Genomic DNA, 8732 nt, shown 5'->3' with positions numbered 1-8732 from the left:
GCCAACGGCAAGCGCAGGACGCCAGAGCGCAGCGACGGCGGGCCCGAAGGGCCGAAGGCCGCTGGCCTGAGCAATGTAGGTCATCGTCAGGCTCTTAATACCAAAAACCCCCGCGGCTTCGCCGACGGGGGTTTTTTATTGCCGGCAAAAAAGTGCTTTCGGGACAGACACACCTTGCAAATCTATGACTTCGCTCACAGTAACAATATGTAAACGAAGTTAGGATTCGTCCAAGAACTGGCTAAAAATAAAAATCGCCAGCGAAAGAAGCATTAGTGTTCAGAGACACTCATCGAAAATAACAATAAACCGCTTTTCAGAATGCGGTGAATGGTGAGATTTGTCTATGAATCGTGTTGTTTGGCATTTTTTAGCGGCGCTGTCAGTGACCCCTCCTGCGTTCGCGGATCTGCAGCCAATCTCCGACAGCGCTATGTCGGAAGTGACTGGTCAAGCATTCATTTCGGTTGATCGCCAATATCACCCCGACGAGACCGACAACACCTCTTACACACGCGTCAACCTGGGAATGGACATTGATATCCAGACCAATGTTGATGTACTTGAGTTGGGTCGCTACGAGCGGGATGGTGAAAAGGCCGGAACGTCCGATGTCTACATAGAGGACTTTGCGCTCGGATACATCAATAACCAGGCGTATTTCGAGCGCAATTCCAAGGCTCCCCGCCAACTTAAGCCAGACGGCTCGGTTTATGAAGAAGGCGAAGTCGTCCCATTTAGCATCGAGAACCCCTATCTGGAATTTGCGTTCGACGAGGATGCTCAGGAAATCGCTGGTTTTCGACTGGGCTTCGGCGAATCCATGGGTATCCTCTCTGGCAAGATCGAAACTCTCACCGGCAACGTCAACGTAGACATTATCGATCGTGGTGAAGGTTTGAGTCAGGCCAGTTCCAGCGGCAACTTCTTCGATCAGGTGATCGTCCTGCTTACGCCGTTGCTTGAAGGCGGGAGTCCGCTCCAGACCAAGGCACAACTGGTGTACGGCGAAGAAGGGCATCCTGATATCGGTGAGCTTGATCCCATTCGGGCTGAGCACATCGGCATTCCCAATGGAGAGCGCTTTGTGCTTGAGGACGCGGGCGGGTTCACTCGCTGGTCAGTTAAGAACCTTATTGGTTGGGGCTCCAGTTCCCGTATTGACGTGCCTGATTGCTCTTTCTTCAGTTGTGGCAGCGGAGACATCCATGTCTACGCCCAGGACTGCCTGGTCTTGGGTATTGATTCCTGCTTTGATCTCGATATTTATAACAGCTTTCCAATTGGCACGGTGGAAGAAGTTGGTAATCAGCGGAGGATTACAGGACCGGCCGACGGCGCGTTTATTTCATTCCAGACCAAAGACCTTGACTGGCTGGAAGACGTCAAGAACACCAACCCGACGCCGGAGGATTTCATTCGGGCCACCTCTGGGGCCTTCTTCAATATTCCGAACGGCGCAACCGAGGTAAACCTTAACGAGGCCCTTTATGGCACCGACCGTTACCGAACGGAGTACATTGATCGGGGCAGGGGGTTGTTTTGATGTTGTCCAGAAGACGCCTTCTAACCCCTATTGTCCTGTCGCTCTGCCCCGCGCGAGCTTGCGCTGTCCTGGGGCTGTTACTCGGATCGTGCGCAGCAAACGCGGAACTTCAGGACCTGTCAGAGCAGGAGCTGTCAGAGATCGATGGCGCCGGAATCGGAGTCGTGTTGGAAGACTTCACGTTTTCCCATGGCACGGATACACCCGATGCCAATGGCAACCAGGCCCGGATTTTCAAAATTGGTGGCCTTAAGAGTACGGACGGCCGCGATGTCGAGATCGTGGTGAATCACTTGTACATCTCCGGAACCGGCAGCAACTACGGACAGAATCTAAGCCCGGTAAATCTTGGTCGGCTGTTGAATCCCTATCGTATTGACGTGGTCGACGGCAATAGTATCGGCATCCGGGACAAGGCCGTTCTCGAGTTCGCGGCGCCAGCTCTGGTCGACGCTGCCCAAGGGTACGACTGTATGAGCTCAGGTGCTGTCGCGGGTAGTGGTGTTTGCTCCAGTCGGCCGGCTACAGCAGACTTCGTGGGTGAGCGCCCTGATATCGGGTTACAGATGAACGTGTCCGTGGGAGAGGATCGTTCGGCCAATATCAACATTCATGCGAAAAGCGCAGTCATTGATGGTAGCTACCTACGTCTTTGGGGCGATGACGATCGTCGACAGATGGTGGGGCAGTTCAAGCTCAACTTCCAAACGCCGGAATTGTCAATCAATGCCTGTTCTCAGGATGGCCAATCCTGCGGTTCAAGAATCACCATGACCAACTTTGCGCTGGAGCTCGCGATTGGCAACCGGTTGCAACCGATATTTTTCGACGTGGATGGCACCGGCAACTTTGTGGTGGAAGTCGCGGCCATCGAGCCGCCAGCGCCGGGATCGATTGGCGCTGATGGGCTGCGAGGTAGCAGTGATGCGCAAACCTGGGATTTCTACGAGGACTATTACACCAATCCCGATTATCGCAGCAACCTGCATATCGGAAATTTCTCCGTGGGTGACCGGGATTTCGGGTCGGCACGGGTCGAGGGCATGCTGATTCAGCACCTTGATATCCGAACCAAGGATCTGGCGCCATGAAAAGACGTTACGCTCATGTCCTGTTGTTGACCCTCGCATTGTCCTGCTCCAAGCAGGCGATGGGTGAACTTGATCGTCTGAACGATGACGCACTCTCTGAGGTGTCCGGTCAGGGCGGCATATATCTATCAGGGGGTATCAGCATTAATGAAATGGGCGGACCTATTGAGAGCGGCTATTTCGGCCGTTGTGATGATGCCGGTAAGAAGTGCGGTGCCAGGCTGGCCTACCGATTGAAAGAGGATGGCGGCTGGATGGTGCTGGATGAGATCAGGGGGAACTTTGCCTTCGAAGGACTGACCCTCCGTGTTCGTTCGATTGATTCCGGATTTGGCGGTGACGGCGAGGCGTTCAACGGTGACGTTGTAGAGATTGGTCTGCCGGATACCGTTCGCTACAACGATGTGCGGTTCAAAATCGCCGGGAGCAACACACCCAGACCAACAGACCCGGGATTCCAGCAAACAGACATCTTTGCGGTGGAAATGCAGGGTGACGTCATCATGGAGGGAAACCTATTGGTTTTCCCTACGGGAAATCCATAGGGAGCGGGTATGGCCGGGATCAGAAAGCACATCGTGGTCACGCAGTCTGTGAGGGGGGTAGTGTTGGCGTTGTCGGCACCCGCGATGGCGGATATGCAGCTCCTGGGCGATGAAGATATGGCGGATATCAGTGGCCAAAGCGGTATTACCCTGGAAATGGAGCTGGGTATGACCGCGGACCGTTTAACGTATTTCGATGATGATCGCGGTATCTACCTTGAGGATTTCCGGGTTGGTTCAGCAAGCCAGCCAGGTGAGTCGGCTGCTCATGTCATATGGGTCGACATCACCGATGAGGCGTCGTTGAATCTGGACTACCTGGTTGAGGATCGGCGGATCGAGTTCGGCGATATACGGTTGGCTGGTGCCCCGGGGATTGGCATGGGTGGCATTTTCTTTGATCACAGCCTGCAGGGAAACCTGCGCATCAGCCCGGGAGGTGCGTTCGGCTCATCCGGGTACACCTTCGATACCGCCTACACCATGACCGGCGGCCGACTGGGCTATCGAACCAACGGTAATGAAGTCTTCCTGGACGACATCACGCTCAGTGTGGAGGCGCTTGGCGTCACCCTGGATGTTGTTGGCAATACTTTGGAGCTGAGCGCCCCCCGCGTATCCGGTTCCTACGATGTGGGGGCAATCCGATACAGTAATAACCCCGCTAATCATGGCAACACCTACGATGTCTCCACTGGTCAGGCTCTGCCAAGCTACGGCGGGCTCAGCGGTTCCTTCGACCTCTCTTCGAAAATCGGCATTACAGCCGGTGGGCGAGAAGGGGAGGGTTTTCGGTTGGATAACGAAACCATCATTCAGAGTGCATCCTTTATCTATCATGACGATAACAACGCGCTTGCTTTTCGCGATATTACAGGCCATTACCGACTAAGTGATCTCCGGGTGGACGTGACTGAGGACCGATACGGACGCGACGCCCTGGGGCTCACACTGGGATCGCTGAACGGGGAATTTAACATCGGTCGTATTGAAATGGGCGCCAGCGGACAAAGCATTGGCGAGGTCAATGTCAGCTTCATGCTGCAGGACCACGCCTACAATGGGCGCAGCTACACCAACGCGGTTTACCTGCAGGGTGGTGGCCACCCCGATGCCGGCTCCCAAGAGCTCAGATTGTCCACTGAGTGGAGTTTGCAGTTGGCCGACCTGAGTTATACCGAGGATGGCAACCGCGTTATCTTCAGCGGGCTGCAGTCCTGGGGGCAGGGAGATGTCACGGTTAACGTGACGCGGGATGGCGAGCTTAACGGCACGCGTTTTTATGACGGGCTCAGGATTGGCTTTGAGGATGTGTCGGCCGGTTATAGAATCAATGGCTTACGAGTAGGTAGCGAGGATGCCCCGCTTCAGGGCGGTACGGAGTTGCTTCTGGCGCTTGGCTTCTACCCGGCTTACGAATTTGATATGGATGGCCAGGTGACGCTTGGAGCGGGCGGTGCCAGTGGTGAGGGGCTAACCATAAACTCGGATATCCGTATACGAAACGGTCGGGCTGCTATCATCGCCGCGCCTTACGATGAAGGTGCGGGGGAAGTGTCTCAAAAGGGCTTGTGGATCAGCGATCTCAGCTACGATGCCCATGTTCGGGATATGACCCTGGATGTGACCGAAGACGGGCTGGCCCTCATCAAGGGGGAGGCCTGGAGCCTTATGGATGTTGGCAACCTGCGGGTTGGCGATAAGGCGGCGGGATCAAGCTTTGGCCGATTTGTGGTTCAGAAATACGAAACCGGAAGTAGCATGACCATTGTCCCGGGTGGGGCTGGCAATGTATGCGCCGGCGGTTCAGGGGGCTCTGAGTCGGCCTGTGCTGCATCGGGCGGAACCTGGGAGGCTCGTGGTGAAGAAGGAATCACGATCCAGCTCAAACAGATACTCGCAAAGGAAGTCAGTGAGGCGCGCAAGAACGCACTCACCTGGGAAGCCAATCGACAGGTGGATTCCAGTGGCAAGCCGATCAATAACACGGGCTCCAGGCTCGTACTTGACGATATTCACACCAGCGATGGCGGCGACTTCGATGGTGACGATGTAGACGACAACACCTTCGGCATACGCACCGATCTGTCTGTCGATGTCTACCAGACCAAAGTGGTCAAGAAGACAGATGGCGCAGACGCTTTGGGCGTGGTTGGCGCAAGGGGCGACGAAAAAATAATGGACCCGGCTGCGGGGGCGGGATACCGCTATGTGTCATCGCCCACCACGGCTGATCTGGACAACCGCCCGTTGGGGTTCGCCGTTCGGGCAAGGAGCCGGTTCAAGGAGCTCTCCATCAACAATATTGACCTGGTTCATCCTACAGGCGGTCCGCAAACGGCTGTCTATGGTGTGAAAATGCAGAACTTCGATATTGAGGCGAATCTTACCGCAACGCCCATACCCTGAGGTCTGGGCGGCAAACTTTGGAAATGCCGCGGCGTCGCCCTTTGTCTTTTGGTTCGACGTGTTGTTTAATCCCGCCCTGATCCCATTCAAATACGCGGGCGTTCCTTGATGAAATCCAAAGCACTTCTTGGTCTCCTGGCGGACGGCCAGTTTCACTCCGGTGAGTCCCTTGCCAGCAGTCTTGGCATCAGTCGCACGGCAATTTGGAAACAGATCCGTCGTGCATCGGAGGAAGGTGTCCGCATAGAAACCATTCGTGGCAAGGGCTATCGCCTGTTGAGCGATATGGACTTGCTCGAGGCGGAACGGATAACGCAGGGGCTGACCCCAGGCTGTCGCTCCCGGGTCGAACTGACCGTACTGGATGAAGTGGATTCGACCAATGCCGAAATTGTGCGACGCCGTACGAGGTCCGATTCCGGTCGCATTCCCGTGTGCATCGCCGATTGTCAGACCGCGGGTCGTGGCAGGCGCGGCCGGCCTTGGCAGAGTCCGCAGGGGCAGAACCTGTACCTGAGCCTGGGGCTGACGTTTCGTGGCAGCTTCGCCATGCTGGATGGGTTAAGCCTGGTTCTGGGTGTGGCGGTCGCTGAAGCTCTGGAGCAGCAAGGTGTTGCAGGTGTGGGGCTGAAGTGGCCCAACGATATTTTTCTGGGTGGTAGCAAGCTGGCTGGCATTCTGGTTGAGCTCCAGGGCGAACTTGAAGAGGGGGTGGTGCAGGTCGTTGCAGGTATTGGCCTGAATGTGCATATGAAAGAGGCCACCGGTGTGGATCAATCCTGGAGCAGTCTAGACATAGCTATGCCTGAACGGCGCTGGAGTCGTAGCGAGCTTGCGGCGTCGCTCGTTAATTCCGTCCTCGACTCCGTGGATGAGTTCGCCAGTCAGGGTTTTGTCGGGTTCCGTTCACGCTGGCAGAGCCGTGATATTTTTTCCGGTAAGGCCCTGGTTGCCAGCCAGGGTGGTCTCGCTGGCAACGGGTATGGGATCGACGATACCGGCAATTACCTGATCGACGATGGTAAAGAGCTGGTCAGAGTTCGTGCTGGCGAGATAAGTCTGCGGGTACGCCCATGAAGCTATTGGTCGATGCTGGGAATACGCGGTTGAAGTGGCTGCTGGTCGGCGATGGTCGTTTGGTTGGCAGCGGCTCCGCCATTCTGGGCGCCGACAACCCATTCTTCGACATCCGGTGTCAGTCCGCCCACATCAAGCGGATTGCGGTATCCACTGTGATCTCGGAAGAAAGGCGCCGACATTTGCAGATGCAGTTGGAGTCGTTCTGTCGTGCTCCGATTGTGTTTCATTGGGCTGAGCCCCACCGAGGAGGCTTGGTGAACGCCTACACCGAGACCGACAGGATGGGTGCCGATCGCTGGCATGCCATGTACGCTGCATGGCAGGCTGATGCTGGTGGTTTTGCCGTTGTTGATGCCGGCAGTGCTATTACGATTGATTATGTCGCCGATTCTGGAAAGCACCTGGGCGGCTACATCCTCCCCGGCAAACAGATGATGCTCAGGTCCTTGAGGCAGGATGCTGCGCGAATCGGTTTTGAAATCAGCGACGTACATGCCGCGGAGCCCGGGGCGTCGACAACCGAATGCGTCCAGCATGGACTGGTCTGGCTCTGGGCATCGATGGCTGAGCGGATTGGAGCGGATTGCAGTCGTCTTGGTCTTGGCCGCGTCCTGGTGACAGGAGGTGACGCCGAAGGCCTGCTTGATGCCGGGCTTGCGGCCCACCACGAACCTTCATTAGTGCTCAAGGGGCTTGCGGCTGTTGATGGGGAGAGTGAACGCGAATGAGGTGGTTTGCTGTTGCCCTGATTCTGATCAATGGGGCGCTTTGGTTATACGGGGACAAGGTTGGACCAAAGTCCGTTGCCGTTGTAACTGAGCGCCAGGCGTTGCCCCGGGTGGCGGATCTGAAACCACTCTCGCCAAAGGCTGACCTCGAAGCCGACGGGGATGATGTGGTGCTGGCTGAGGGCGAAGCAGTTGCGCCAATTGTTGATGTTAAGGCCTCTCCAGAGAGAGAAGCGGTTCCCCTGAACTTTTGTATCCGATTGGGCTGGTTCGACTCTGAACAGGGTGCGCGGGAGGCCTATCGTTCCCTGAGTCGGCCCGGAACCGACTACGACGTTGTTGAGGCGGAGCGGGAAGTGTCGCCGCTGCATTGGGTGATCATTCCCCCTCAACCCGAAGATCGGGCGCTGGATCTGTTTCGCAATCTCCAGCAGAGGGGGATTGATTCCTACCTGGTAACCCGTGGCGAGAATAAAAATGCCATTTCCCTTGGGCTGTTCGAGTCTCGGCAGGCCGCCGAAAATGTCCTGTCTGAAAAAAAACGCCAGAATCTCAATGCAATACTGGCCAACTTCCCCCGAAATCAGCTAAGCTACGCGCTCGTTTTTGAAGACCAACTGGTGCCGGATTCCGGTGCGGTTGGGGCGGCGAAAACGGATTACAGTGAGAATTTCGACATGGTCGAAATCAGGCGTTGTGAAGGTGTTGCAACGCGTTCTGAAAATCCGTAGTATACCGCCCTCGCTGAAGAGGCGAATGTGAGCTGGCGTAGCTCAGTTGGTAGAGCAGCTGACTTGTAATCAGCAGGTCGGGGGTTCGATTCCGTCCGCCAGCTCCACTTTAAGTTTAGGCAGGTTTGCCGTTGGCAGGCCTGACTCGGAGGGGTTCCCGAGTGGCCAAAGGGATCAGACTGTAAATCTGACGCGAAAGCTTCGCAGGTTCGAATCCTGCCCCCTCCACCACTTATTGCTCGCGGGCATCGTATAGTGGCTATTACCTCAGCCTTCCAAGCTGATGACGCGGGTTCGATTCCCGCTGCCCGCTCCAATTTGTAGTGTTGAAAGCGCTCATGTAGCTCAGTCGGTAGAGCACATCCTTGGTAAGGATGAGGTCACCGGTTCAATTCCGGTCATGAGCTCCATTATTTGTCCGGTCAACGTTACGGTCCAGTTGATTAGGGAGATAGGTCGAATGTCTAAAGCAAAATTTGAGCGTAATAAGCCGCACGTAAACGTGGGCACCATTGGTCACGTAGACCATGGCAAGACCACGCTGACAGCCGCGCTGACTCGTGTGTGTCACGAAGTGTGGGGTACTGGTAGTGCAAGCGCAT

9 protein-coding genes and 4 tRNA genes are annotated in these 8732 nt (G+C 55.8%); all 13 read left to right on the top strand.

Annotated elements, in window-relative coordinates; genetic code table 11:
- Positions 1-213: hypothetical protein (locus tag AC13D2_RS00185; protein WP_482938019.1), on the top strand; the 213-nt coding region annotated here is incomplete at its 5' end.
- 133 nt (positions 214-346) lie between these two features.
- A complete protein-coding gene (locus AC13D2_RS00180; protein ID WP_420390452.1) occupies positions 347-1546 on the top strand; it encodes a hypothetical protein in 1200 nt (399 codons plus the stop codon).
- Complete coding sequence (locus AC13D2_RS00175; protein ID WP_300499928.1) at positions 1546-2637, top strand: hypothetical protein; 1092 nt, start codon at positions 1546-1548, stop codon at positions 2635-2637. Before AC13D2_RS00180 ends, AC13D2_RS00175 begins: the two co-directional genes overlap by 1 nt.
- Positions 2638-2696: 59 nt before the next feature.
- Entirely contained in the window at positions 2697-3182 is a 486-nt protein-coding gene (locus AC13D2_RS00170; RefSeq protein WP_482938020.1) for a hypothetical protein, read from the top strand.
- Between the two features lie 9 nt (positions 3183-3191).
- The gene (locus tag AC13D2_RS00165) at positions 3192-5591 is read left to right on the top strand and encodes a DUF6160 family protein (protein WP_300499922.1); all 2400 of its coding nucleotides are present in this window, start codon (positions 3192-3194) and stop codon (positions 5589-5591) included.
- Between the two features lie 108 nt (positions 5592-5699).
- Positions 5700-6668, top strand: coding sequence for a biotin--[acetyl-CoA-carboxylase] ligase (locus tag AC13D2_RS00160; protein WP_300499920.1), 969 nt, complete (start codon positions 5700-5702; stop codon positions 6666-6668).
- The gene (locus AC13D2_RS00155; RefSeq protein WP_300499917.1) at positions 6665-7399 is read left to right on the top strand and encodes a type III pantothenate kinase; all 735 of its coding nucleotides are present in this window, start codon (positions 6665-6667) and stop codon (positions 7397-7399) included. Before AC13D2_RS00160 ends, AC13D2_RS00155 begins: the two co-directional genes overlap by 4 nt.
- Entirely contained in the window at positions 7396-8130 is a 735-nt protein-coding gene (locus AC13D2_RS00150) for a hypothetical protein (RefSeq protein WP_300499914.1), read from the top strand. The genes AC13D2_RS00155 and AC13D2_RS00150 overlap by 4 nt, the downstream gene beginning before the upstream one ends.
- A gap of 31 nt (positions 8131-8161) precedes the next feature.
- Positions 8162-8237, top strand: a tRNA-Thr gene (locus tag AC13D2_RS00145).
- A 40-nt stretch (positions 8238-8277) separates the two neighbouring features.
- Positions 8278-8361, top strand: a tRNA-Tyr gene (locus AC13D2_RS00140).
- Positions 8362-8371: 10 nt separating this feature from the next.
- A tRNA-Gly gene (locus tag AC13D2_RS00135) sits at positions 8372-8446 on the top strand.
- An 18-nt stretch (positions 8447-8464) separates the two neighbouring features.
- A tRNA-Thr gene (locus AC13D2_RS00130) sits at positions 8465-8540 on the top strand.
- Positions 8541-8590: 50 nt separating this feature from the next.
- On the top strand, positions 8591-8732 hold a 142-nt coding region (locus AC13D2_RS00125), incomplete at its 3' end, for a GTP-binding protein (RefSeq protein WP_348120808.1).

The organism is Marinobacter sp. B-12, from assembly GCF_056857915.1.
This window is presented reverse-complemented; position numbering and strand designations above follow the sequence as displayed.